The sequence below is a fragment of the Enterococcus sp. AZ104 genome (assembly GCF_050546705.1).
GTDB lineage: Bacteria > Bacillota > Bacilli > Lactobacillales > Enterococcaceae > Enterococcus > Enterococcus faecalis.
In genome coordinates this window covers 2,740,573-2,765,913 of sequence record NZ_CP172952.1, presented here as the reverse complement: position 1 = coordinate 2,765,913, position 25,341 = coordinate 2,740,573, and the positions used below count along the sequence as shown (strand labels likewise).

Here is a 25,341-nt window from a genome sequence, read left to right as displayed (position 1 = left end):
ACAGTGACCTCCTATATGTTTAAATTTTGGTTATCTAAAAAATGTGGATAACTTAAAAGAATGAGCATAGTCGATTTTAGCATTTTTTTAAAACTTTTTCCACAAGCAATTGTTCAATGTGGAAAAAAAGTACACAAGGGTGAAAAAAGTTTTCCACAGGGTGTCGACACTTGCGGAAGAAAGTGGTTGTTGAATGAGTTATCCACAAAAAGTTAAGAATAATTAAGCTTGACACAATCATGTTTCAAGAACTTATCAACAGCTGAAAAAACACCTGTGCAAAACTTTTTAACAGGCTGTTTTTTTGTGTAAAACTAGTGGAAAAATGGCTGTGAACAGAAAAAAATGTGGAAAACTATCCACAAGCTACTCACAGGAAAATTTAATTTGTGGATAATTGAAACGAATCTTTCTCAGGAAATATTTCTTAAATTTTATTGACAAAAGACCCCATTACTCGTTATACTATCAAAGTATGTCTATATATTGATGGATAGTTACAATTTCAGGAGGTGTAATTGCATGAAAAGAACGTATCAACCAAACAAACGTAAACGCCAAAAAGTTCACGGATTCCGTAAACGTATGAGCACTAAAAATGGCCGTCGCGTATTAGCAAGCCGTCGTCGTAAAGGTAGAAAAGTTATTTCTGCTTAATGATGGTCTGGTCTTTTAAACAGTCAATTTCTAAGAACCCTTAGTTATCTCCATAATTTTTTGGAAGATGTGAAGATAACTAAGGGTTCTTTTTCTGTTTTCAATAAAAGAAAGCAGGATTCTATAGAAAAGGCTACTAAAAAAGAGCGGAAATATGCTATTATTATTAAGAAGTAAAAAAATATAGAAACAAAGGGATGCCGATGAAAAAGTCCTACCGTGTCAAGAAAGAAAAAGAATTTCAACAGGTGTTTAATAAAAAACAATCTTGTGCAAATCGTCGTTTCGTGGTGTACGTTTTAGAGAAACCACAACAAGCCCATTTTCGAGTGGGGATTTCTGTTGGGAAGAAAATTGGAAACGCGGTCACAAGAAATGCTGTGAAGCGGAAAATCCGCGCGAGTTTATTTCAATTAAAAGACCGTATCTCTCCAGAAATTGATTTTATCGTGATTGCACGTCCAGGATTGGAAAAATTATCGTCTGAAGAAGTGAAAGCTAATTTAACACATGTGTTAAATTTAGCTAAAATATTAGATGTAAGAGAGGGAATTGAGTAGTGAAGAAGTATAAGCGCTTATTATTAATGGCTGGGTTAGTGACCTTAGTCTTTGTTTTATCCGCCTGCGGAACCGCGCCCGTAAGTGAAAGTAGTACAGGAATTTGGGATCGATACATTGTTTATTATTTTGCCCAAGCGATTAAGTTCCTATCATTAGGCGGCAGTGTCGGAATTGGGATTATCCTATTTACGTTAGTCATCCGGATTATTTTATTGCCGTTGATGCATTTCCAAACGAAGAGTATGCGTAAAACACAAGAGTTGCAACCTCAATTAAAGGCCTTGCAACAAAAATATTCTTCAAAAGATCCTGAAACACAACGCTTATTCCGAGAAGAACAGCAACGTTTGTATGCAGAGAATAATGTGAATCCTTACATTGGCTGTTTACCACTGTTGGTTCAACTACCAATCATGATGGCTTTGTATCAAGCCATTTCACGCGTGCCTGAGTTAAAAGAAGGAACGTTCTTGTGGTTAAGCCTCGATAAGCCGGATCCGTATTTAATTTTACCGATTTTAGCGGCTGTCTTTACGTTTGCTAGTACGTATCTTTCAAGTATGAGCCAACTAGAAACAAATGCCTCACTGAAAATTATGAATTACGTTATGCCAGCGATGATCTTCTTTATGGGGATTTCATTAGCCAGCAGTTTATCTCTTTACTGGGTGGTCTCAAATGCCTTCCAAACAGGGCAAACATTGTTATTAAACAACCCATTCAAAATCCGTAAAGAGCGGGAGGAAGCAGCACGTCAAGCCAAAGCACGGGAGCGAGCGCTTGAACGAGCAAAAAGTCCTAAGAAAAAAGGGAAGAAAAAATAAAGGAGGTCGTTCAGATGCCGATTTATGAAGGAAATACAATCGAAGAAGCAACGCAGAAAGGCTTACAAGCACTTGGTTTAACCAAAGAGGATGTTACAATTGATGTGTTAGACGAAGGAAAAAAAGGATTTTTAGGTCTAGGAAAAAAACTTGCCCAAATTTCAATGGAACCAACGATTAGTGAGCAAGTCACAGAAGCGGTCGAAGAAACAGTGGAAGATATTGTTGTTGCCGATGAAGCAAAAGCAGTGGAAGAAGCAGTTGAGGAATTAACCGAAGCAATTCCTAGTCTCTCAGAGGAATCAACACATTCTTTAGAAAATCTGGAAGACGAAGCTGCTATTACTGAATTAGCGATGTATTTAACGAATATTTCAAATGAACTGAACGCCCCTGCCATGGTTCGCATAGCGCGCGAGAATGGCAATATTATCTTCCATTTAGAAACAGAAAAACAAGGTATCTTAATTGGAAAACACGGAAAAGTGTTAAATGCGTTACAGTATTTAGCGCAAGTCTTTATTCACCGCATTGCAAGCAATAAGCTATCGATTGTTGTGAATGTCGGAAATTATCGTGAAAAACGTCATGAAATTTTGGAACGTTTAGCGAAACGCACCGCGGAAAAAGCCAAACGCACTGGGCGGCCAGTCTTCTTGGAACCAATGCCGGCTTTTGAAAGAAAACAAATTCATCACACGCTAAGTAAAGATGAGCAAATCAAAACCCATTCTGAAGGGGATGAACCTTATCGGTATTTAGTGGTTGAACCAGTTAAGAAGTATTTTTAAACAAACAAAGAAACGTTGGCAACTCTCAGCAGGGACTGAATAGTTGCCAACGTTTCTTTGTTAAATGATTTTTTAGCCGTCTCCGTTTCTTTTTTTATGTTATGATAATCAGTAATTACTCCAGTAGTAAATTCAAATGAAAAAGTTTTGTAAAGAGACGTAGGGGGAGCAACAGGTATGCGTACGGAGAAAATACTGGTTGTAGATGATGATGCAGCAGTTCGTCGCTTGATTTGGAAAGCATTACAATCAACAGGTATTCTTATTTACCAAAGTGAATCAATTGAAAAAACAAAAGATATTGTGTCCAGAGTTACCTTTGATTTGTTCATTTTAGATGATAACTTGGAACATGACAGCGATGGTTACTACTTAGTCCAAATGATTAGAGAGAAATATCCACTAGTGCCAATTATCTTTTTTAGTAGCAAAAAAGAAGAAGAGGATATCATTGCAGCCTTGGAAATGGGCGTGGATAGTTATATAACGAAACCTTTTTCCTTGAATGTTTTTAAGGCTCAGGTGATTGCTTCGTTGAATCGAGCTCGAATGATTCGAAAACAATTGAATGTTTATAAAAAAGAAGAGCTACAGGTAGGCGATTTCCGTTTTGATTATGGTCGTTATCAACTATTTAAAAAGGATTTACCTATTTCATTGTCTTCGAAAGAAGTTCAATTAATTCAATTTTTTCTGGAGAATCCCGAGCAAGTATTCTCTAAAGAACAAATTTACAGCAGTGTTTGGGGTACTGGGGATGTCGATGCGAATACGATTATGGTTTTTATTAATCGTTTACGAAGTAAATTAGAAGAAAACCCGAAAGAACCTTGTTACCTTCGGACCGTTTGGGGCATTGGTTATACCTTTACGCCAGATGGTTGCGTACAAAAAAAATGAAAAAAGGCCCGCAGTTGCACGAGCGACTGCGGGCCTTTTTTGATTATTCAATTTGTCGACGTTCCATTTCTTTCAAAATAAATTGAAGCGAACGATTTAGATGTTCATGGGTTAAAAGTGTGATCTGGTCAATATTCTTTGTTTTCATTCCGCGGAAAATTAACCAATGTTCTTCTAGGGCAATACTACGACGTTCTGAGGCACGAATTGCAATATCTCTGAAATAGATTAAGTAAGCATGGAGATCAGTCACAATTTTTTTTAAACGTAGCATCTGACTCTTAGTATAAATAAAGGAATTAAAATCTGAAAAGTTCTGTAGTAAGTCATCTACTTGGTTATTTTTATTGTATTGTTCTCCTTCGAGAAGTAAGGCTTCCAATTCATCAAAATCTTCTGGTGTCATGAGTTCCATGGCTTTAATGGTTGCTAAAGTGTCCAAAGATTTACGAATATCATAAATTTCATAAGCATCTTTCATACTAATCCCTTTAACCACGATACCCACCATAGGTATATGTTCCACCAATTGTTCTTTGACCAATTCTTGTAAAGCAAAGCGAATGGGCGTCCGACTAATGTTTAATTGCTCGGAAAATTCTTTTTCGTTAATCCGTTCACCTGCAGGAATATCCCCTAAAATAATGGTTTTTTTAAAGGCTTCATAGGTACAAATTTTTAGAGGTTTACTGCTGGTTAAATCTAAGTTCCGTTTTACTGCTTCAACCGTTGGATTCATATGAGGCACCTCCCTATAGGTTATTTTTATAGATAATAAATATAATATTAAAAATGAAAATATAACGCAAGAAAAGACAAAATGAAAAGAAAACCGAGGAGAAAAGGCACTCCTACGGTTTCAGCGACGACGTTTAATTTTGTGGAATAAATAAAGGCATGTGACCTAAAGCAACAATTGTAACAACGAAAATAACGAAAATTCCTAAGGCATATTTTGCTGATTCTTTTTGCCATTGGCCCATATCTAAACCAGTTAAACGTAATAGCAAGTAAATAAATGCCACTAATGGACTTAATAAGTGGAATGCTTGCCCCATTAAGGAAGCTAAAGCCATAGACATATTGTCAAATCCATAAGAACGTCCAGCTTCTGCTAGGACTGGTAAGACACCGAAATAGAAACCATCGTTTGAAATAAAGAATGTTCCTGGTGCTGAAATGAACGCAATCACTAAGCCCCAAGCGCCGGCTAATTGTTTTGGAATAATATTAACAAAGCTATTTGCTAAGGCATTGGCCATACCAGAACCTTGGAATAAGCCCATGAAGACGCCAGCAGCAAAAACTAAGATAACTACTTGCACAGCGTCACCAGCATTTGCACTGATGCGGCTGCTTTGATCTTTTAATTTTGGATAGTTGATCATTAAAGCGATACAAGTACCAACTAGGAATAATAATAACGGTGGCATTTCAATCCACGAAGGCAAACCTAATTGACCAACGAATGAACTTAGGACTAACCAACCGATTAAGACAATCGTTAAAATACCATTGAATGCAAAATTCTTTGGACGACGAATTTCTAATAACTCAGGATCGTTAACAATAGTCATTTCTTCCAATTCTTTATCAGTAAGAGTTGTCACGCCTAAGCGAGCACGTTCTTTTTTCCCCATGCGATAAGCAACAAAGAAGATAACATACAATACAGATAAAATCATACCAGGTGCTAAATAAGAAAGAATGTCGGCATCAACTTCTAGTACGGCCATGGCACGAGCTGTTGGACCGCCCCAAGGTAATAAGTTCATAATGGTGTTTTGTAAGATAACAAGCACACCTAAATTCATCAATTTCATATTAAGTTTTTTGTAGATGGGAATAAACGCAGAACAGCAAATCAAGGTCGTAGTTGTTCCATCTCCGTTTAAGGAAACAGCAGCAGCAACTACCGCAGTAGCCATCAAGACTTTCATTGGATCGCCTTTAGCAAAGTAAATCATTTTTTTAGTGATTGGGTCAAACAAACCAGCATCCAACATAATAGAGAAGTAAAGAATGGCAAATAATAACATAATACCAGTTTTTGAAGTAGTTGAAATCCCATCTAAGACGAAATTCCCAATGTTGACTTCAGGGACAACACCGTCAGCACCAGGTGGCGGACTCGCTACTCCAGTTGCAATTGCAATCAAAGTAAAAATAAGAGGAATAATTACTAAAGATGTAAACGGTGACAATTTCTTTTTCATGATTACATACATAAAGATGATAATCATACCATAAGCTAAAATAGTGAGTAACATGTTTTTCTTCCTTTCTTTTTTAGAACTTTTTTGTAAGCGTTAACAACCGGTGTTAATAAAAAAGAATAGCCATGAGAAATGTTTCACAGTATTCTGGTTTACAACAAAAAATATTTTTTGTGTTTGTCTATAGTGTGAGAATATACAAACTTTCGCAGAGAATAAATAGCCTAAAACAAAAAGAACATCAAAAAAACAATTCAACAATCAAATTCTTATTAATAACTTAATATAATATTAATAGAATCTTAACGGCTGATAAATGCTTATATACCAATGTTTACAGAGTTTTTTTCACAAAATAAACAATAAAAGAACAATCTGAGCTAGTGTTTTCACTAGGTTTTTTAACGGTTTTTTCTATAATGAACGTATACCAAGAATTAGTGAAAGGAGAGACAATATGGGCCTATTTAAGTCCTTATTCAAGAAAGAGCAACACACGCAGGATACCGAGATTAATGAAAGCGTTATCCAACGTGAAGCGGATAACTTGGAAAAGCGATGGATAGATATACCAGCATATATTCCTGCTGAGCCAAAAGAATATCAATTGGTAAGTATTGTGGCCACTGCCATCGCAGCAGGAGAGTTTCCAGAAAGTCGTTTTGTTATCAAAAAAATCGCAAAACGAAATCCAGAAGCAAAAGAAGTTGCCATTATTGCAGCCAGTATAGCTGCAGAGCTTTCAGAAGAGTCTCAGCTAGTTGTCAAAAGAATTTCAAAACAAAACCTTGAGGAGGATCATTATGTTACGCAAATTTAAAATTTCAATTGATGGGAAAGAATATTTAGTCGAGATGGAAGAAATCGGTGGCGTCCCACAACCAGCACCTGTTGCGCCACAACCAACAGCGCCAGTTGCTACGACAGAAACACCAGCCCCTGCTGTTGAAGAAGCCCCAGCGCCAGCAGCACAGCCAGCCGCCCCAGCAGGAGCAGATGCAATGCCTGCGCCAATGCCAGGAACTGTGTTAAAAGTATTAGTCAATGTTGGTGATACGGTGTCTGAGAACCAACCATTGTTAATTTTAGAAGCAATGAAGATGGAAAATGAAATCGTTGCAGGAAAAGCAGGTACGGTAACAGGAATTCATGTTACCCAAGGCCAAATTGTGAATCCAGGGGAACCATTAATAACAATTAACTAGAATTAATTTAAGAAGAGGAAGTGATTTGTGTGGAGACACTGATTCAAGGTGTTATAGGAATGGGCCAAGAACCAGGACGCATTGTGATGATGCTGATTGGTGGACTATTAATGTATTTAGGAATAAAAAAAGAGTATGAACCAACACTTTTAGTGCCGATGGGTTTAGGAACGATTTTAGTGAACTTTCCTAATTCCGGCGTATTGAGCGCTGGCGGCGAGCCAGGTCCGTTTAATGTTCTTTTTGATTTTGGAATAAAAACAGAATTATTCCCGTTATTATTATTTATTGGGATTGGGGCAATGATTGATTTCGGGCCATTGTTACAAAATCCGTTTATGTTGATGTTTGGTGCCGCTGCACAGTTTGGGATTTTCTTTACAGTTATTATGGCTGTTTTATTAGGTTTTGATTTAAACGATGCTGCTTCGATTGGGATTATTGGTGCCGCTGATGGTCCAACGTCTATTTTCGTAGCAAATACCTTACATTCAAAATACATGGGGGCCATAATGGTTGCCGCTTACTCCTACATGGCGTTAGTTCCGATTATTCAACCAGTAGCGATTAAAGCAGTGACGACGAAAGCCGAACGTCGGATCCGTATGACTTATCGGGCCGGTGAAGTTTCTCAAACAGCGAAAATTCTTTTCCCGGTTGTTATTACGATTGTCGCAGGGTTAATTGCGCCGGTGTCATTACCATTAGTTGGTTTCTTAATGTTTGGGAACTTATTAAGAGAATGTGGCGTTTTGGATCGTTTATCCATTACAGCTCAAAATGAATTGGTAAATATTATTAGTATCTTGCTAGGACTATCTATTTCCGTTAGCATGAACTATGCAGAGTTCTTAAAAGTCGATACGTTGATGGTTATTGGCTTAGGGTTAGTCGCCTTTATTATGGACTCAGTCGGCGGCGTACTTTTTGCTAAATTCTTGAATTTATTTAGAAAAGAAAAAATCAATCCAATGATTGGTGCTGCAGGTATTTCCGCTTTCCCAATGTCTAGTCGGGTCATTCAAAAAATGGCTACAGATGAAGACCCACAAAACTTTATTTTAATGCATGCTGCTGGTGCCAACGTTTCAGGACAAATCGCTTCTGTAATTGCTGGTGGCTTACTATTAGCCTTTTTAACATAGGACAGAAAGGAGAACGAATACATGTCTGTTAACATGGAAGATTTAAAAATTGCTTTTGAACTGTTAGGTTTTGGTTGGGGCGGCGTTTTCGTTGTTTTATTTATCATTTATCTAGCATCTAAATTACTAACAAAATTATTTCCAATTAAAAAATAAAGGAGGTTATTGCTGTGAGCAGCGTATATACAATGAAAAGAATCTGGTTGCAAAAAGATAAAAAAGCTTATCAAGCTTGGCGCGAATTAATGGAAAAAGCCGAATTGCAAACGACAGAAGCACTTGATTACACCGTTGGCATATATGATGACACAGCATTAATCGCCTCTGGCTCGCTTTCAGGCAAAACGATTAAGTGCGTGGCCGTTTGTAAAAAATATCAATCTGAAAATTTGTTAACCCAATTGGTGGTTCATCTACTTGAAAAACTGAGAGAAGAAAACCAATTACACAGTTTTTTGTATACAAAACCAAAAAATGAACAAATTTTTCAGTCGCTAGGCTTTCAAAAAGTGGTTGCGAATCAAGAGGTGCTATTTATGGAGCAAGGCAAACCAGATTTTGCCGATTATCTTGATTACCTGACACAGCATAAAAAAGCAGGGCCAGCCAGTAGCATTGTCATGAATGCAAATCCTTTTACGAAAGGCCATCAGTACTTAGTCGAAAAAGCAGCCAAAGAAAGTCCACACGTTTATGTGTTTGTTTTATCTGAAGATAAATCGCTGTTTTCAAAAGAAGCACGTTTCGCAATGGTGCAAAAAGGGGTAGCCCATTTACCCAATGTGACAGTCCTATCTACAGAAGATTACTTAGTTTCGTCTGCGACTTTTCCTACCTATTTTTTGAAAGAAAAAGCGCCATTAGAGGTAGCTGCAATTCAAGCAACGCTTGATGCAACGTTATTTAAAGAAAGAATTGCGCCAATACTTGAAATTCAGCAACGTTATGTGGGAGAAGAGCCTTATTCAGAAGTGACCGCTGTCTACAATCAAGCAATGCAACAAGTTTTCGGACAAACGATAACGCTAACCATTGTCCCGCGATTAGCGAGTGATGGAGAGCTGATTAGTGCGACGAAAGTTCGCAAAGCGATGGCTGAAGGCGACAAAGAGACACTCAAGAAGTTTTTACCAGCAACAAGTTATCAATACTTAGTAGAACACAAGAAACTAATGAGGTGAAGAAAGTGAAGATTATCAAAAATGCTACTGCAGGGACAGTAGAATCAAGTGATATTATGATTACCGTCCAACCCATTGAATCAACAGAAAATACCATTGAATTAGAAAGTAGTGTCGAAAAACAATTTGGCAATCAAATTCGTCAGGTGATTACGACAACTTTGGAACATTTAGATGTCCAAGGCGTTGCGGTCAAGGCGATTGATAAAGGGGCATTAGATTGTACAATCAAAGCTCGGATGATTACAGTTTTACATCGAGGCGCTGAAAAAGAAACGTATGATTGGAAGGAGTTGGACTCATGGAACGTTTAAGAAGAACAATGATGTTTGTCCCTGGAGCGAACGCAGCAATGCTAAGAGATGCACCTTTGTATGGGGCAGATTCAATCATGTTTGATTTAGAAGATGCAGTTTCATTAAAAGAAAAAGACTCTGCCCGTGTTTTAGTCCATTCTGCTTTGAAAACTTTCGATTATGGCAATATTGAAATTGTTGTTCGGATCAATGCTTTAGATGCCGGTGGCGCAGAAGATATTGAAGCAATGGTCTTAGCTGGTGTCGATGTGATTCGTTTACCAAAAACAGAAACAGCCCAAGATATCATTGATGTCGAGGCAGTCATTACAGAAGTAGAACAGCAAAATGACATTCCCGTAGGAACAACGAAAATGATGGCTGCTATCGAATCGGCTGAAGGTGTTCTAAATGCGCCCGCGATTGCCAAAAGTTCAACTCGCTTGATTGGCATCGCGTTAGGCGCCGAAGACTATGTTACCAATATGAAAACACGGCGCCATCCAGATGGCCAAGAACTATTCTTTGCTCGTAGCATGATTTTACATGCCGCTCGAGCAGCTGGGATTGCAGCTATTGATACGGTCTATTCAGATGTAGACAATACGGAAGGCTTTGAAGCCGAAGTTCGTTTGATTAAACAGCTAGGTTTCGATGGGAAATCGGTGATTAACCCTCGTCAAATCCCATTAGTTAATACTATTTATGCGCCAACAGAAAAAGAAATCCAGAATGCTAAGGAAGTAATCTGGGGCATTCGGGAAGCCGAAGCAAAAGGTTCCGGTGTTATCTCCGTAAATGGAAAAATGGTTGATAAACCAATTGTTGAACGAGCTGAACGGGTCATTGCGTTAGCATTGGCGGCTAAATTAATTACCGAGGAGGAAATATAGACATGGTAGTAAATAAAGTAGGCAAAGACATTCCTCAATCTTATGCAGAGCAATATGGCATTTATGAAGGAGAATTAGCACACATTGATGCTTATCAAGAAGCGAGCCGAGCAATTAAACCAGTGAAACCTCGGGAGACAAAACTTTTAGGAAGTATTCGTGAAGCAATTGAAAAAACAGGGTTGAAAGATGGCATGACCATCTCTTTCCATCACCATTTCCGTGAAGGAGACTATGTGATGAATTTAGTTTTAGCCGAGATTGCCGCCATGGGGCTGAAAAACATTTCGATTGCACCTAGTTCAATTGCAAATGTTCATGAACCTTTGATCGAACACATTAAAAATGGAGTAGTCACCAACATTACTTCTTCAGGTTTGAGAGATAAAGTAGGCGCCGCTATTTCAGCAGGTATCATGGAAAATCCTGTGGTGATTCGTTCACATGGTGGCCGGGCACGGGCAGTAGCAGCAGGCGATATCCATATTGATGTAGCTTTCTTAGGTGCACCAAGTTCAGACGCTTATGGAAATGCGAATGGAACCAAAGGAAAAGCTACCTGTGGTTCTCTTGGATATGCGATGGTCGATGCAAAATATGCGGATCAAGTGGTCATCATTACTGACACATTAGTACCATATCCTAATACCCCTATCAGTATTCCACAAACAGATGTTGATTATGTGGTAGAAATTGATGCAATTGGTGATCCAGATGGAATTGCCAAAGGCGCGACACGTTTTACAAAGAATCCTAAAGAATTATTGATTGCTGAATATGCCGCAAAAATAATTACACATTCTCCTTACTACAAAGAAGGCTTCTCATTCCAAACAGGAACAGGTGGCTCTTCACTAGCAGTTACGCGGTTCATGAGAGAACAAATGCTTAAAGATGGCATTAAAGCAAGTTTCGCTTTAGGCGGAATTACGAATGCAATGGTGGAACTTTTGGAAGAAGGCTTAGTAGAAAAAATTATTGACGTCCAAGACTTTGATCATCCATCAGCTATTTCTTTAGGGGAAAATGCCAATCATTATGAAATTGATGCCAATATGTATGCCTCACCGCTTAGCAAAGGGGCGGTTATTAATCAATTAGACACAGCTATTTTATCTGCTTTAGAAGTGGACACAGATTTTAATGTAAATGTCATTACTGGTTCAGATGGTGTCATCCGTGGTGCTTCTGGCGGACATTCCGATACAAGTATGGCTTGTAAAATGAGTCTAGTGATTGCACCACTTGTTCGTGGACGGATTCCAACAATCGTTGAGCAAGTAAATACAGTCGTTACACCAGGTACGAGTGTCGATGTCGTAGTAACAGAAGTCGGCATTGCAATCAATCCAAAAAGAACAGACTTAATTGATTGTTTTAAAACCTTAGATGTTCCTCAGTTTACGTTAGAAGAGTTGAAAGACAAAGCCTACAACATTGTTGGCACCCCGGAACCAATTAAATATGGAGACAAAGTGGTTGCGTTAATTGAATACCGAGATGGTAGTCTAATTGATGTGGTACGCAATGTTTAATGGGGAAAAAGTAACACTTTTAGAGATGTTGGATGCTCGCGAACAAAGAGCTGCCACACAGAAGGAGTTGTTAGAAACAGCACCAGAAGCTAGTCTCTTATCTGCCACAATGAATATTCCTGGAGAAGTGAAAAATTCGCCCACCTTAACGGCTGTTTTTTTAGAAGTAATTGACGAAGTCGAGCAACAATTGCTGGATCAAGTACCGATTGTTAATTTTTACCGGAATGAAAAAACAGGGCCTGAATATTATTTGGCGGTTTCGTTAGCCCCGCAAGAGTTAAAACAAAGAATGGTCAAAATTGAAGAAACACATCCTTATGGTCGTTTAGTGGACCTAGATGTTTTATGGGGAAATAAAGAACTAAAAAGCCTTCATCGAGGAGATTTAGGCTTGCCACCACGGCGCTGTTTTATGTGCCAAGAAGAGGCGAAAGTCTGTGGACGAAATCGACGTCACAGTCTTGAAGCAATGCAAGAAAAAATAACAGAAATAATTTTGACACGAAAGGAGCAGCCAAGTGAGTAAAAAAATTCGTTTTACAGAAACGGTGCTACGGGATGGACAACAAAGTTTAATTGCAACACGGATGCCAACCTCAGATATGCTGCCGATTATTAAAACAATGGACGAGGCAGGATTTCATGCATTAGAAATGTGGGGCGGGGCAACGTTTGATTCCTGTGTCCGCTATTTAAACGAGGATCCTTGGGAACGTCTTCGCCAAATTCGCAAAGAAGTTAAAAATACCAAACTTCAAATGTTATTACGAGGACAAAATTTACTAGGATATCGTCATTACGCTGATGATGTGGTGCGGGCCTTTGTCGAAAAATCAGTTGAAAATGGGATTGATATTATTCGTATTTTCGATGCCTTGAATGATGTCCGTAATTTACAAACAGCAATTCAAACAACAAAAGAAGCTGGCGGACACTGTCAAGCAGCGATTTCTTATACTACGAGTGAAATTCATACCATCGATTACTTTGTAAAATTAGCCAAAGAATTAAGTCAAACAGGAGCGGATTCCATTTGTATTAAGGATATGGCAGGCGTTTTGACGCCACAAACTGGTTTTGAATTAGTGAGCAAAATGAAAGATGCCATTGATTTACCTTTAGAGGTGCATACGCATGCGACTAGTGGTATTTCTGAGATGACCTATTTAAAAGTTGCTGAAGCAGGTGCGGATATCATCGATACAGCTATCTCTTCTTTCGCTGGCGGTACGAGTCAACCAGCCACAGAATCTGTAGCCATTGCGTTAGAAGATTTAGGCTTTGAAACAGGTTTAAATATGGAAAAAGTAACAGAGATTGCTGACTATTTCAATCCGATTCGTGATCGTTTTAGAAGTGAAGGCATTTTAAACCCTAAAGTTAAAGATACGGAACCGAAAACCTTGATTTATCAAGTGCCTGGTGGTATGTTATCAAACTTATTAAGTCAATTAACGGAGCAAGGTTTACAAGACAAATATGAAGAAGTTTTAGCTGAAGTACCTAAAGTAAGAGCGGATTTAGGGTACCCACCACTAGTTACGCCGCTTTCACAAATGGTTGGAACACAAGCCTTAATGAATGTGATTTCTGGGGAAAGATATTCCTTAATACCGAATGAAATCAAAGATTATGTGCGCGGAGAATATGGCAAATCACCAGCACCTATCGCAGAAGAGATTAAGCAAAAAATCATTGGGGATGAAGAGGTAATCACTTGTCGACCAGCGGATTTATTGAAACCAGAGTTGCATAGTTTAGAAAAGGAAATCCAACAATATGCAAAATCTGAAGAGGATGTCCTATTATATGCGATGTTCCCACAACAAGGAAAAGACTTTTTAGGACGTCGCGAAGATCCTTTTTACGATGTACCGTTACAGAAAGTGACAGTCAAACTTGACTTGCCAGAATAGAACGGGCAAGTGCTCCGCAAATGTATAAAGAAGCAAGGGTTTGAGCGACGATAACGGTTGTTCAAACCCTTGCTTCATCAAATAGAAAAAAGGCAGCCCGTGAAAGGAAGTGACAATGTGTTAGAAGAAGTTCTAGCAATTCATCAAAAAAATATTGGTGTGCTAAGTCTTGAAGCAACAGAAGCGGTGTTAAACCATCATGATTTAGCCAAAATGTATACACCTGGTGTCGCAGAATTGAGTTTAATGATTGCCCAAAATCATGAATTAGCGCGCGAGTGGACCATTAGTGGTAAGTTAATTGCGGTTATTACAGATGGGTCAGCTGTTCTGGGTCTCGGCAATATGGGCACGCAAGCGGGTTTGCCAATTGTTGAAGGCAAAGCTTTACTTTATAAAAATTTGGCGGGGGTCGATGCTATTCCTTTAGCACTGGAACAAAAATCAGTTGACGAGATGGTTCAAACAATTGAAAATTTACAAAATAGTTTTGCAGGAATCCATTTAGAAGATATTTCTGCACCAAAATGTTTTGAAATTGAAGAAAAACTTCAACAACGTTTGAACATTCCTGTGTATCATGATGACCAAGAAGGAACAGCCATCGTCGTTTTAGCTGGACTAATTAACGCAGCTAAAATTAAAGGAAAACCTTTAAATGAATTACATGTGGTGATTAACGGAGTTGGTGCTTCTGGTGTAGCGACCGCTAAGTTATGTATTCAAGCGGGGATTACGCATCTCACCTTAGTAGATCGCCAAGGTGTTTTAAGAGAAGAAGACCCGACATTGAATCCTTACCAACGTGCTTTGCTTCGACAGGTAATAAAACCATCAGTAGAAAATAAAGATTTAGCCACCGCTGTCGTCAATCAGGATGTTTTTTTAGGCTTATCAGAAGCGGATGTGCTAACACCAGCCCTGATTAAATCAATGAACCAAGACCCAATTATCTTTGCTTTAGCAAATCCTAAACCAGAAATTGAACCAGCCCTCGCCCAAGCCAATGGCGTCCGTTTATTAGCAACTGGTTCTTCCAAATATCTGAATCAAGTGAACAACATTTTAGCTTTTCCAGGTCTTTTTAAAGGGTTATTGGCAGCGAAAGGCAGAAAAGTCGATGTCGGTTTGCAAATGACAGTAGCACGAAGCTTGGCCGCTATGATTTCAGAACCCACAGCAGAAAAATTCATACCTAATGTATTTGATGGCGGCGTAGTTGACACGGTTTTTAATGCTGTACTAGACTATATAAAACAAGAAAAGGCCACGGCAGAAGAAGGGACGTAAAAGGCAATGACAAAGCAAGCAAGGAGTAAATTAGCGCAGCAAGCACAATTGGCACTACTCTATGAAGTGACCTGTTTAAATAAACCAGGCTTGGTGGATCCAGTCGATGCAGGCGCCCATCAAGATATGGATGTTTTCACTTTTTTAGAAAGTAGTGTGGTTTTGACTCCTTATTTTGAAACCTTCGTTCAAGCTGGGACAGAGCTACGTCATTTGCCGATTGAGGCAACATTTCGCGCGATTCGACAAGTTGGTTTAGAAGCAGAACGAGCAATGTTTGAGGCAACAGAAGGTATCAATACACATAAAGGAGCGATTTTTTCTCTAGGTATTTTTTTAGCTGTCTGTGGTCGTCTAATGATTTGGGAGACCCCTTGCACCTTACAATTGTTTCAACAAACGCTTCAAACAATGACGCAAGACTTACTGGCCGACTTTGAAAACCTCGCTACGAATGAGCTAGAAAAACTAACTTGGGGTGAACGACTATTTGTTCAGCATGGCTTGACTGGAATCCGTGGTGAGGCGCAACAAGGTTATCCCGCTGTCTTTGAACAGGGAGTGCCTTATTATCAAAAACATCAAGGCACACAACAACAAAAACTCATTGATACGCTCCTTTATTTATCGCTCTATGTTGAGGATACGAATTTGATTAAACGAAGTCAAAATGTCCAAATTTTTGAAATATATCAACCGTTAATCCAGGAATATTTTGCTTTAGGGGGGACACAAACGTTACGGGGAACCCTTTGTTTAGAAAGATTGAATCACTTATTCAAAGAAAAAAATTGGAGTATTGGTGGCAGTGCAGATGCTTTAATTTTGGTGGTGTTTTTAGATAAACTAATGAAATTAAATTGGCTGACCCCTTAATTAAAAAGATAGTTACAACGCTGATTTGGTCAGTTGTTTTGACCTTATATGCTTATGGAAAGGTCTCAAGAGAATTCAAGAAAGCGATTGACAAATACCACGAAACACAGTATATTTTATTACGAAATCATTCTTATCAGAGTATACAAATACGATGATAAACAGTTGAAGCGAATCTTGATTTGCTTTTCCTAAACCTGATTCTTTTAGAATCAGGTTTTTGTTTGTCTAAAAGGCGGCATTCGTTCAAAAACGGCTGTCGCCTTTTTTTATGAAATTTTTTTAATATAAAAAATTTCATAAAAAAAATCTTAAAAATAGAAAAAATTGTTATAGATTAGAGTCATTTTTTTGATGTAAAGTTTTTATGACTTACAGCCATAAAATTGATAAAAACAGTCAAAGAAGCAGAAAAAATAATAGTGGAATTTCTCAAAAAAATAAAAAAATTTTCCGTTATTTAATTATCGATTTATCAAACGATAAGTTATAATAAAATAATTTATTTATCTTTAATGATTGGGGAGAAATGTATAAACTTCCTCATTTTCCTCTCATTGTATAATAACTCACTAATGAATTAGTGAGTTTTCTAACATATCCAGGACGCTTGTTATCAAATGAATTTTTGTATAAAAATTCACAGCATTATATTTTGAAAAGCTGAGGAAATGTACTAAACTGCAGGTGTTAAATCCATTTAAATCGCTAAAGGGGGAGATGAACAACTAGGGGAAGCTAATGATCTTGGTATTTATCGTTTATTTTAAAGAAAAGAGGGACGATCAGATGAAAAAGAAAATTGTTGAGGATTTTAATCGGAAAAGTCAGCATAAAAAATGGACAAAACGCAAGATGCTTAATTTAGCAATATCAAGTGGTTTATTATTTACGTCATTAGCAATCCCTGTAAGTATAGCTGTTACCTCTGGCACAATCAGTGCATCAGCAGCGGTCTTGGATATCGAACTATTATCAAATGTTACGTCAAATAATGACAGTGGCACTTCAACGAGTAATCGTTGGACAGCCGCAAACCAAAATCAACCAGTTAATTTCACGGTTTCTGGTGGCGCTTTAGCAGATGCTTCCGCTGTGTTTAGTGGACAAAAACAAGCGGTGTTAGTGGTTCCTCCTGAGTTAAGAGGAAATGTAGCTGCAGCAGGCAGCGCAGCAATCAATACCAATGTCACGATTGATCTTTCAAAAGTTACTTTTTTGACCGCCGTTTTGAATGCAGCCAATGATTTAACCAATGTGATTACTCAAATTACCAGTGGGGCTTTAGGGAATTTAACTGGTGTTGATATTGATTTGACGGAAGTGAATCGTCAGTTGGAATTAGTGAATAACATTGAAAACTTAGGTGCTGCTTCATTTACAGCTCCGGAAACATTAGCAGCTGACGGCTCATACATTAGCGCACCAATTAGTGATGGTTTAGGGTTAGTTTTAGCCCAAAATGTTTCAAACATCTTACAAGATTTGAATGCGGCAGTTCAAGCTTTGGAGGCAAAAGGAACCAGTATCCCAAGTAATCTTGTCGCTACAGCCATAAATGCAGCCTTGCTTCCTGTCAAAGGCACGGTAAACGTGGCTGTTTCAGGTGCTTTGCCTTTATTAGCGGTTGGTGGTTCAGGTGTGAATGAGTTAGTGGATGCTTCTTTACTAGGCGCAACTACGGTTACTTTACCAACTACCGTTTCAACACCTCAAAATTTATCCAATAATTTAGATGCTCGTTTTGTAGGAACAGTCGTTCAAACAGATCTTTTAGACGTTAATTTATTAGCAACAGCAGACGGTGTATCCAACATTTATTTTGCTGCAGGTACTACTAGTGAAGTAACCGCACCTACCGTAACAGGAGTAACAGGCAATTCAACGGCAGGTTACGAAGTTAAAGGAACTGCCGATGCCAATGCCACGGTTGAAATCCGAAATGCAGGAGGCACCGTGATAGGTACAGGTACTGCTGATGGGACAGGGGCATTTACAGTTACCATTCCCGCAGGTGAAGCAGGCGCCAATGAAACGTTAACTGCCGTAGCGAAAAACGCCAGCGGCACAGAAAGTACGCCAACAACGTTCCAAACACCAGCGGATGAAGCAACCGTAACCGCACCAACAATCACAGGAGTGACAGGTAATTCAACGGCAGGTTACGAGGTCAAAGGCACCGCTGATGCCAATACCACGGTTGAGATCCGAAATGCAGGAGGCACCGTAATAGGTACAGGTACTGCTGATGGGACAGGGGCATTTACAGCTACCATTCCCGCAGGTGAAGCAGGCGCCAATGAAACATTAACGGCTGTAGCGAAAAACGCTAGCGGTACAGAAAGTACGCCAACAACGTTCCAAACACCAGCGGATCCTAATACGCCCGTGGCGACGCCAATTGTTGAGACTGTAACAGGTAGTACAACAAAAGGCTATGAGGTCAAAGGGACTGCTGAAGTTGGCACCACCATTGAGGTTCGCGATGCAGCTGGCACGGTCCTTGGTACTGCAACAACTGGAACTGACGGAAAATATACAGTGACTTTAGATTCAGGAACAGCAACAGCAAATCAAACGCTGAGCGTTGTAGCGAAAAACGCTAGTGGCACGGAAAGTCAACCAGCAACGGCGACAACACCAGCTGATGTCACTGCACCAACAGTTGATAACATCACAGGCAACTCTGGTTCGGGTTATGAAATTACAGGAACAGCAGACCCTAACACAACAATCGAAGTTCGTGATCCATCTGGGGCAGTCATTGGTACAGGTACCTCTGATGCGAATGGTGATTTTACTGTAACGCTACCAACGGGAACGACCAATCCTGGGGATACGTTAACAGTGATTGGAAAGGATAACGCGGGAAATGAAAGTCAACCGACTGAAGTCCTTGTTCCTGCTGATGCCACGGTTACAGCACCAACTGTAACAGGAGTAACAGGTAATTCAGTTGCTGGTTATCAGGTGACAGGCACCGCTGATCCGAATGCTACCATCGAAATTCGTGATGCAGATGGGAACGTGATTGCAACAGGGACTGCTGATGGGACTGGTTCCTTTGCCGTGAACCTTCCAGCTGGGACGGCAAATGCGAATGAAACATTGACAGCGTTAGCCAATGATCCTGATGGCAATACAAGTACACCGACAACCTTCCAAACACCAGCAGATGAAGTAGTGGCACCGCCAAGTGTCGACAAAGTTACTGGGAATACAACACAAGGATATCAAGTGACAGGTACCGCTGAACTTGGCACCACCATTGAAGTTCGTGCAACAGACGGAACAGTTTTAGGCACCGCAACAACTGGACCGACTGGCCAATATACTGTGACGTTAGCTTCAGGAAAAGCAACAGCTAAACAAACAGTGAATGTAGTTGCTAAAAATGATACTGGACTTGAGAGTCAACCAACTACAGCTATGACACCCGCTGATGTTACCACACCAACAATTGGTGACATTACTGGAGATTCAACAACTGGTTATGAAATCACTGGGACGGCGGACCCTAATACCACCATTGAAGTACGGAACCCAGATGGAACAATTATTGGTACAACGACAACGGATGATCAAGGGAACTTTACTGTGGACCTTCCAGCGGGAGCCGCTAATCCTGGTGATACATTAACAGTTGTTGGAAAAGACGGTGACGGCAATGAAAGTCAACCAACAGAAGTGACGGTCCCTGAAGATGCAACCGTAGCAGCACCAACTGTGACGACTGTTACAGGAACAACTGCCACTGGGTATCAAGTAACCGGCACGGCAGAGCCAAATGTCACCATTGAGATTCACAATGAAGCAGGTTTAGTTATTGCTACGGGAACGACTGATGGTGCTGGCGCATTTACAATCACTCTTCCGACGGGCACAGCAACAGCTAACGAAGCCTTAACTGCCATTGCGAAAGATGCTGCTGGGAAAGAAAGTAATCCGACTGCTTTCAAAACACCTGCTGATCCAGATGCACCAGTCGCGACACCTACTGTTGACAAAATCACTGGTAGCACGACAAACGGCTATCAAGTAGTAGGAGCAGCAGAAGTTGGTACAACAGTTGAGGTGCGTGACGCCGATGGCACAGTCCTTGGCATGGCAACTACTGGAACTGATGGCAAATACACAGTGACTTTAGAGCCAGGGAAGGCCTCAGCTAACGAAACAATAACTGTCGTAGCGAAAAATGCAACAGGAAAAGAAAGTCAGCCAGCTACAGCAACTACACCAGCCGACTTAGCCACACCAACCATTGATTCTATTACCGGAAATTCTGGTAAAGGTTACGAAATCACTGGAACGGCGGAGCCCAAAACCACTATTGATGTCCGTGACGCAGACGGAACCATCATTGCTGCTACCACTGCTAACGAAACCGGCCAATATACGGTGACTCTACCAGCTGGCGTAGTGACACCAGGAGAAACGATTACGATTATTAGCAAAGATGGCGCTGGCAATGAAAGTCAACCAGCTACAGCCGTTATTCCAGCGGATGTTGTTTTAGCGGCGCCAACTATTACGAAGGTTGAAGGAAACAAAGCCAATGGCTATACAGTCACTGGAACTGCTGATCCAAATGTCACGGTTCAATTTTACAATAGCAGTGAACAATTATTGGCAAGTGGCAATACAACTACTGGAGGCACCTTCTCCGTTCATATTGCAGCAGGGTTAGCAACAGAAAAAGAAACGTTAACCGCACTAACCACAGATACACAAGGAAATGTGAGTCCTAAAACCACATTTATGACGCCAGCCGATATTACGGGAGAACCAGAAATTAAAATTGCGGCACCAACTGTTTCTTCAGTTTTAGGAACGTCTAAAGCCGGCTACCTCATCAAAGGAACAGCTGAACCAAACCGAATCATTCAAATTAGTAACCGACTATTAAGAAGTGTGATTGCTGTAGGTGCCACCGATGCTGAAGGCAACTTCGCTATCCAATTAACAGCGGGACAAGCGACTGCTCAACAAAGTTTACTTGCGACAGCTACCGATGGCGCAGGACATTACAGTACGGCTACAACCTTCATGACGCCAGCCGACCCAACGAATCCTGGAGGAGGCAATGGTAACACTGGCGGAAATAACGGCAATACAGGCGGCAATACAGGAAACAATGGCGCAACTGGCGGGAATAATGGGAATGGTTCAAACACAGGTTCAAATCCAAATGGAGGTTCTGGTTTAGGCACAACAGGTTCTGGCTTAGGTTCACTAGGCAATGGCCTCGGTACAAATGGTAGTGGCTACCACCCTAAACTAAGCACCATCAGTTATGGCACTGGAAATCACGGGAAAACAGGCTTCTTACCTAGCACAGGTGAAAAAGAGTCTTCAGCCGTGACAACAAGTTTGTTTGGCGCCTTTGTCGCACTCCTTGCGAGCATGGGAATCATCAAACGCAAACGTAAAAACTAGCTCTCTCCTTTAATTCCTATAGATGAGAAAACGTATTGTTGAGAATTCCCCACTCAATGATACGTTTTCTCGTTCCATTTAATGAAGAAAAATTGCCAAATAGAATAAAATGTGCTATTCTATTTTCAGAAAATCGAAGGAACAAGCAGTGAAAGTGCTAAATCCAACCTGAATTTTTTAATGCAGGAGGAGTGGGCGCTTTTTTTGTTGTTATGAAGAAAGGAAGCTAATTATGCAATCAGCTACAATGGAATTTGATACAATTGCGGCGATTTCTACGCCGCCAGGTGAAGGTGCGATTAGTATTGTTCGTTTAAGTGGCGAGCAAGCAGTTGCTATTGCAAACAAAGTTTATCGGTCAGGCACTAAAGATTTAGCTAAAGTCCCCACGCACACGATTCATTATGGTCATATTGTTGATCCGCAAAACGATCAATTGATTGATGAAGTCATGCTTTCTGTGATGCGGGCACCGAAAACATTTACACGAGAAGACGTGGTAGAAATTAACTGTCATGGCGGCATTGTCGTGGTGAACCAATTATTGCAATTACTGTTACGTGAAGGCGCACGAATGGCCGAACCTGGGGAATTTACAAAACGTGCTTTTCTAAATGGCCGAATGGATCTTTCACAAGCAGAAGCAGTGATGGACTTAATCCGTGCTAAAACAGATAAGGCGATGAATGTTGCATTGAACCAATTGGATGGTAACTTGTCGGCGTTAATTCGTTCATTAAGACAAGAAATTTTAAATACTTTAGCGCAAGTAGAAGTTAATATTGATTATCCAGAGTATGATGATGTCGAAGAATTAACCACGAAATTACTTTTAGAAAAAGCCGAATTTGTGAAAGCGCAGATTCAACAATTATTAACGACCGCTAAACAAGGAAAAATTTTGCGAGAAGGCCTAAGTACAGCAATTATTGGCCGACCAAATGTCGGGAAATCCAGTTTGTTAAACCATCTGTTACGAGAAGAAAAAGCTATCGTTACAGATATTGCTGGAACGACACGTGATGTCATTGAAGAATACGTTAACGTTCGCGGTGTTCCTTTAAAATTAATTGATACAGCGGGGATTCGCGAAACAGAAGACATTGTGGAACGAATTGGTGTCGAACGCAGCCGCAAAGCGTTAGCAGATTCGGATTTAATTTTGTTAGTCTTAAATCAAAGCGAAGAATTGACAGAGGAAGATCGTCAACTGTTGGAAGCAACGAAAGGCTTAAAACGCGTTATTCTTTTAAATAAAATGGACTTACCGACAAAACTAGATCCTAACGAATTACAAGAATTAGTCCCTGCAGAAGAAATTTTATCCGTTTCGGTGTTGTCAAACACAGGCTTAGACCAGTTAGAAGCGAAAATTGCTGATCTTTTCTTTGGCGGCCAAACAGGCGAAAAAGATGCTACCTATATTTCTAATACACGTCATATTGCTTTGCTGGATCAAGCAGCGCTTTCGTTACAAGAAGTGATTAACGGCATCGAAGCAGGTATGCCAGTCGATTTAGTTCAAATTGATATGACCCGTTGTTGGGATTATTTAGGGGAAATCGTCGGCGATAGTGTCCAAGATGAATTAATTACACAGTTATTTAGTCAATTTTGTTTAGGAAAATAAGACAAGAGAGGAATTTTTTATGAATCAATATCAAGCAGAATCATATGATGTTATTGTCGTCGGTGCTGGACATGCTGGCTCTGAAGCAGCCTTAGCAGCCGCACGAATGGGCGTTAAAACGTTACTTTTAACAATTAATTTAGATATGGTTGCTTTTATGCCATGTAACCCTTCTGTTGGTGGACCTGCCAAAGGAGTCGTTGTCCGAGAAATCGATGCATTAGGCGGCGAAATGGGTAAAAACATTGATAAAACCTACATCCAAATGCGGATGCTAAATACTGGTAAAGGTCCAGCAGTGCGTGCGTTGCGCGCGCAAGCTGACAAACATGCCTATGCGACAGAAATGAAACATACCATTGAAAAAGAAGAAAATTTAACCCTTCGTCAAGGGATTGTTGAAGAATTAATCGTGGAAGATGGCGTTTGTTGTGGTGTTGTAACTTCAACAGGTGCCGCATACCGTAGTCAAGCAGTGGTGATTACTGCCGGTACTGCCTTGCGTGGCGAAATTATTATTGGTGAATTAAAATATTCATCAGGACCAAACAATTCGCAACCTTCCGTTGGTTTAGCCAATCATTTAAAAGAATTAGGTTTAGAAATCGATCGCTTTAAAACAGGAACGCCGCCACGAGTAAAATCAAGTACGATTGATTATTCTGTGACAGAGGAACAACCAGGCGATAAAGAACCCAACCACTTTAGTTACAGCACGCCAGATAGTGCCTACAATCAAAACCAAGAACCTTGTTGGTTAACTTATACGAATGAAACAACGCATGAAATTATTCAAAAAAATCTACACCGCGCCCCAATGTTTACTGGGATTGTTGAAGGTGTGGGCGCTCGGTATTGCCCATCCATCGAGGACAAAATTGTTCGTTTTGCAGACAAACCAAGACACCAATTGTTCTTGGAACCAGAAGGGTTGAATACCGAAGAAGTTTACGTCCAAGGCTTATCTACTTCTTTACCAGAAGATGTCCAAACAGAAATGCTTCATTCTATTGAAGGATTAGAAAAAGTAGAAATGATGCGTACAGGTTACGCCATTGAATACGATGTGGTAGTCCCGCACCAATTACGCCCAACATTAGAAACAAAGGTCATTGAGAATCTTTATACAGCAGGTCAAACGAACGGAACTAGTGGCTACGAAGAAGCTGCTGGTCAAGGCTTGATGGCAGGAATTAATGCTGCATTGAAAATTCAAGGCAAAGAGCCTCTTGTTTTAAAACGTAGTGATGGCTATATTGGTGTCATGATTGACGATTTAGTTACAAAAGGCACTAACGAACCTTATCGCTTATTAACGTCACGTGCGGAGTATCGTTTGATTTTACGACATGACAATGCGGACTTACGTTTAACAGAAATGGGTCATGAAATTGGCTTAGTCAAAGAAGAACAATATGCCGCCTATCTAGTCAAAAAAGCGGCTGTTGAAGCGGAAATTGCCCGCTTAGGCAAACATCGGATTAAACCAACCAAAGAAGTGCAAGCATTTTTGGAAACCAAAGGCGCTGCTGGCTTAAAAGATGGTATTTTAGCTAGAGATTTTCTGAAACGCCCAGAAATCAGTTATCAAGAAGTCGCTCAATTTATTCCCGCACCTGAAGAGGCGCTCGATCCAAAAGTGATTGAACAAGTAGAAATTCAAATCAAGTACGAAGGCTACATTAAAAAAGCCATGGAAAAAGTTGAGAAACTAAAACGCATGGAAGCAAAACGCATTCCAGAAAACATCGATTACCAAGCGATTAACGGCTTGGCTACAGAAGCAAAACAAAAACTACAAAAAATCCAACCAGAAACGATTGCCCAAGCAAGCCGTATCAGCGGTGTGAACCCCGCTGACATTAGCATTTTGATGGTCTACATCGAACAAGGAAAAATCGCGAAAGTACAAGGATAATAAAAATTTGAAGCAGTTGCTTCTTCACGGATGATTGATTGTGAAGAAGCAACTGCTTTTTTGTTT

22 protein-coding genes are annotated in these 25,341 nt (G+C 40.0%); 20 read left to right on the top strand and 2 right to left on the bottom strand.

The features are described 5' to 3' along the window. Positions 1-522: 522 nt before the first annotated feature. The 5 genes from rpmH to IGJ37_RS13170 all read left to right on the top strand — a co-directional run bounded on the left by rpmH (position 523) and on the right by IGJ37_RS13170 (position 3,735). A complete protein-coding gene (rpmH, locus tag IGJ37_RS13190; RefSeq protein ID WP_002356012.1) occupies positions 523-657 on the top strand; it encodes a 50S ribosomal protein L34 in 135 nt (44 codons plus the stop codon). 203 nt (positions 658-860) lie between these two features. Then, positions 861-1,217 (top strand): ribonuclease P protein component, encoded by a 357-nt coding sequence (gene rnpA, locus IGJ37_RS13185; protein WP_002356011.1) that lies wholly within the window; start codon positions 861-863, stop codon positions 1,215-1,217. Then, the gene (locus IGJ37_RS13180) at positions 1,217-2,044 is read left to right on the top strand and encodes a YidC/Oxa1 family membrane protein insertase (RefSeq protein WP_002356010.1); all 828 of its coding nucleotides are present in this window, start codon (positions 1,217-1,219) and stop codon (positions 2,042-2,044) included. Before rnpA ends, IGJ37_RS13180 begins: the two co-directional genes overlap by 1 nt. A gap of 14 nt (positions 2,045-2,058) precedes the next feature. Beyond that, on the top strand, positions 2,059-2,835 hold the full coding sequence (jag, locus tag IGJ37_RS13175) for an RNA-binding cell elongation regulator Jag/EloR (RefSeq protein ID WP_002356009.1): 777 nt from the start codon (positions 2,059-2,061) through the stop codon (positions 2,833-2,835). Between the two features lie 177 nt (positions 2,836-3,012). Further along, positions 3,013-3,735, top strand: a complete 723-nt coding sequence (locus IGJ37_RS13170; protein ID WP_002363545.1) for a response regulator transcription factor — start codon at positions 3,013-3,015, stop codon at positions 3,733-3,735. Between the two features lie 43 nt (positions 3,736-3,778). Here IGJ37_RS13170 and IGJ37_RS13165 read toward each other — a convergent pair whose 3' ends face one another. Together IGJ37_RS13165 and IGJ37_RS13160 are read right to left on the bottom strand one after the other, a co-directional pair. Next, entirely contained in the window at positions 3,779-4,474 is a 696-nt protein-coding gene (locus IGJ37_RS13165; protein ID WP_002356006.1) for a GntR family transcriptional regulator, read from the bottom strand. A gap of 133 nt (positions 4,475-4,607) precedes the next feature. Beyond that, positions 4,608-6,005: a CitMHS family transporter gene (locus tag IGJ37_RS13160; protein ID WP_002356005.1), complete on the bottom strand. Its 1,398-nt coding sequence runs from the start codon at positions 6,003-6,005 to the stop codon at positions 4,608-4,610. A 403-nt stretch (positions 6,006-6,408) separates the two neighbouring features. On the opposite strand from IGJ37_RS13160, the gene IGJ37_RS13155 reads away from it, so the two are divergent. The 15 genes from IGJ37_RS13155 to mnmG all read left to right on the top strand — a co-directional run bounded on the left by IGJ37_RS13155 (position 6,409) and on the right by mnmG (position 25,275). Then, the gene (locus IGJ37_RS13155; RefSeq protein ID WP_002356004.1) at positions 6,409-6,771 is read left to right on the top strand and encodes a hypothetical protein; all 363 of its coding nucleotides are present in this window, start codon (positions 6,409-6,411) and stop codon (positions 6,769-6,771) included. Further along, positions 6,755-7,156, top strand: coding sequence for an acetyl-CoA carboxylase biotin carboxyl carrier protein subunit (locus IGJ37_RS13150; RefSeq protein WP_002363547.1), 402 nt, complete (start codon positions 6,755-6,757; stop codon positions 7,154-7,156). Before IGJ37_RS13155 ends, IGJ37_RS13150 begins: the two co-directional genes overlap by 17 nt. A gap of 29 nt (positions 7,157-7,185) precedes the next feature. Then, entirely contained in the window at positions 7,186-8,301 is a 1,116-nt protein-coding gene (locus tag IGJ37_RS13145; protein WP_002383526.1) for a sodium ion-translocating decarboxylase subunit beta, read from the top strand. A gap of 21 nt (positions 8,302-8,322) precedes the next feature. Further along, on the top strand, positions 8,323-8,457 hold the full coding sequence (locus tag IGJ37_RS13140; RefSeq protein ID WP_002356001.1) for an OadG-related small transporter subunit: 135 nt from the start codon (positions 8,323-8,325) through the stop codon (positions 8,455-8,457). Positions 8,458-8,489: 32 nt separating this feature from the next. Next, entirely contained in the window at positions 8,490-9,482 is a 993-nt protein-coding gene (citC, locus tag IGJ37_RS13135; RefSeq protein WP_025189678.1) for a [citrate (pro-3S)-lyase] ligase, read from the top strand. Between the two features lie 5 nt (positions 9,483-9,487). Beyond that, positions 9,488-9,796: a citrate lyase acyl carrier protein gene (gene citD / locus IGJ37_RS13130; protein WP_002355999.1), complete on the top strand. Its 309-nt coding sequence runs from the start codon at positions 9,488-9,490 to the stop codon at positions 9,794-9,796. Next, on the top strand, positions 9,784-10,671 hold the full coding sequence (citE, locus tag IGJ37_RS13125) for a citrate (pro-3S)-lyase subunit beta (protein ID WP_002355998.1): 888 nt from the start codon (positions 9,784-9,786) through the stop codon (positions 10,669-10,671). The genes citD and citE overlap by 13 nt, the downstream gene beginning before the upstream one ends. A gap of 2 nt (positions 10,672-10,673) precedes the next feature. Then, complete coding sequence (gene citF, locus IGJ37_RS13120; protein ID WP_002355996.1) at positions 10,674-12,206, top strand: citrate lyase subunit alpha; 1,533 nt, start codon at positions 10,674-10,676, stop codon at positions 12,204-12,206. After that, the gene (gene citX, locus IGJ37_RS13115; protein ID WP_002403986.1) at positions 12,199-12,735 is read left to right on the top strand and encodes a citrate lyase holo-[acyl-carrier protein] synthase; all 537 of its coding nucleotides are present in this window, start codon (positions 12,199-12,201) and stop codon (positions 12,733-12,735) included. The genes citF and citX overlap by 8 nt, the downstream gene beginning before the upstream one ends. Then, entirely contained in the window at positions 12,728-14,125 is a 1,398-nt protein-coding gene (locus IGJ37_RS13110; protein ID WP_002355994.1) for an oxaloacetate decarboxylase subunit alpha, read from the top strand. The genes citX and IGJ37_RS13110 overlap by 8 nt, the downstream gene beginning before the upstream one ends. Before the next feature lie 117 nt (positions 14,126-14,242). Then, complete coding sequence (locus IGJ37_RS13105; RefSeq protein WP_033593109.1) at positions 14,243-15,415, top strand: NAD(P)-dependent malic enzyme; 1,173 nt, start codon at positions 14,243-14,245, stop codon at positions 15,413-15,415. Between the two features lie 6 nt (positions 15,416-15,421). Continuing rightward, positions 15,422-16,291: a triphosphoribosyl-dephospho-CoA synthase CitG gene (gene citG / locus IGJ37_RS13100; protein WP_002359201.1), complete on the top strand. Its 870-nt coding sequence runs from the start codon at positions 15,422-15,424 to the stop codon at positions 16,289-16,291. Between the two features lie 741 nt (positions 16,292-17,032). Beyond that, the gene (locus IGJ37_RS13095; protein WP_325815123.1) at positions 17,033-21,727 is read left to right on the top strand and encodes an Ig-like domain-containing protein; all 4,695 of its coding nucleotides are present in this window, start codon (positions 17,033-17,035) and stop codon (positions 21,725-21,727) included. Positions 21,728-21,959: 232 nt separating this feature from the next. Further along, positions 21,960-23,357 (top strand): tRNA uridine-5-carboxymethylaminomethyl(34) synthesis GTPase MnmE, encoded by a 1,398-nt coding sequence (gene mnmE / locus IGJ37_RS13090; RefSeq protein ID WP_002355989.1) that lies wholly within the window; start codon positions 21,960-21,962, stop codon positions 23,355-23,357. Positions 23,358-23,376: 19 nt separating this feature from the next. After that, on the top strand, positions 23,377-25,275 hold the full coding sequence (mnmG, locus tag IGJ37_RS13085) for a tRNA uridine-5-carboxymethylaminomethyl(34) synthesis enzyme MnmG (RefSeq protein WP_002359195.1): 1,899 nt from the start codon (positions 23,377-23,379) through the stop codon (positions 25,273-25,275). The last annotated feature ends 66 nt before the right edge of the window (positions 25,276-25,341 follow it).

Coding starts and splice junctions, on each gene's coding strand:
- IGJ37_RS13140 (WP_002356001.1), top strand. CDS start 8,323: ATGTCTGTTAACATGGAAGATTTAAAAATTGCTTTTGAACTGTTAGGT.
- IGJ37_RS13155 (WP_002356004.1), top strand. CDS start 6,409: ATGGGCCTATTTAAGTCCTTATTCAAGAAAGAGCAACACACGCAGGAT.
- rpmH (WP_002356012.1), top strand. CDS start 523: ATGAAAAGAACGTATCAACCAAACAAACGTAAACGCCAAAAAGTTCAC.
- mnmG (WP_002359195.1), top strand. CDS start 23,377: ATGAATCAATATCAAGCAGAATCATATGATGTTATTGTCGTCGGTGCT.
- mnmE (WP_002355989.1), top strand. CDS start 21,960: ATGCAATCAGCTACAATGGAATTTGATACAATTGCGGCGATTTCTACG.
- citC (WP_025189678.1), top strand. CDS start 8,490: ATGAAAAGAATCTGGTTGCAAAAAGATAAAAAAGCTTATCAAGCTTGG.
- IGJ37_RS13160 (WP_002356005.1), bottom strand. CDS start 6,005: ATGTTACTCACTATTTTAGCTTATGGTATGATTATCATCTTTATGTAT.
- IGJ37_RS13170 (WP_002363545.1), top strand. CDS start 3,013: ATGCGTACGGAGAAAATACTGGTTGTAGATGATGATGCAGCAGTTCGT.
- jag (WP_002356009.1), top strand. CDS start 2,059: ATGCCGATTTATGAAGGAAATACAATCGAAGAAGCAACGCAGAAAGGC.
- IGJ37_RS13165 (WP_002356006.1), bottom strand. CDS start 4,474: ATGAATCCAACGGTTGAAGCAGTAAAACGGAACTTAGATTTAACCAGC.
- IGJ37_RS13150 (WP_002363547.1), top strand. CDS start 6,755: ATGTTACGCAAATTTAAAATTTCAATTGATGGGAAAGAATATTTAGTC.
- citG (WP_002359201.1), top strand. CDS start 15,422: ATGACAAAGCAAGCAAGGAGTAAATTAGCGCAGCAAGCACAATTGGCA.
- citX (WP_002403986.1), top strand. CDS start 12,199: ATGTTTAATGGGGAAAAAGTAACACTTTTAGAGATGTTGGATGCTCGC.
- rnpA (WP_002356011.1), top strand. CDS start 861: ATGAAAAAGTCCTACCGTGTCAAGAAAGAAAAAGAATTTCAACAGGTG.
- citF (WP_002355996.1), top strand. CDS start 10,674: ATGGTAGTAAATAAAGTAGGCAAAGACATTCCTCAATCTTATGCAGAG.
- IGJ37_RS13095 (WP_325815123.1), top strand. CDS start 17,033: ATGATCTTGGTATTTATCGTTTATTTTAAAGAAAAGAGGGACGATCAG.
- citE (WP_002355998.1), top strand. CDS start 9,784: ATGGAACGTTTAAGAAGAACAATGATGTTTGTCCCTGGAGCGAACGCA.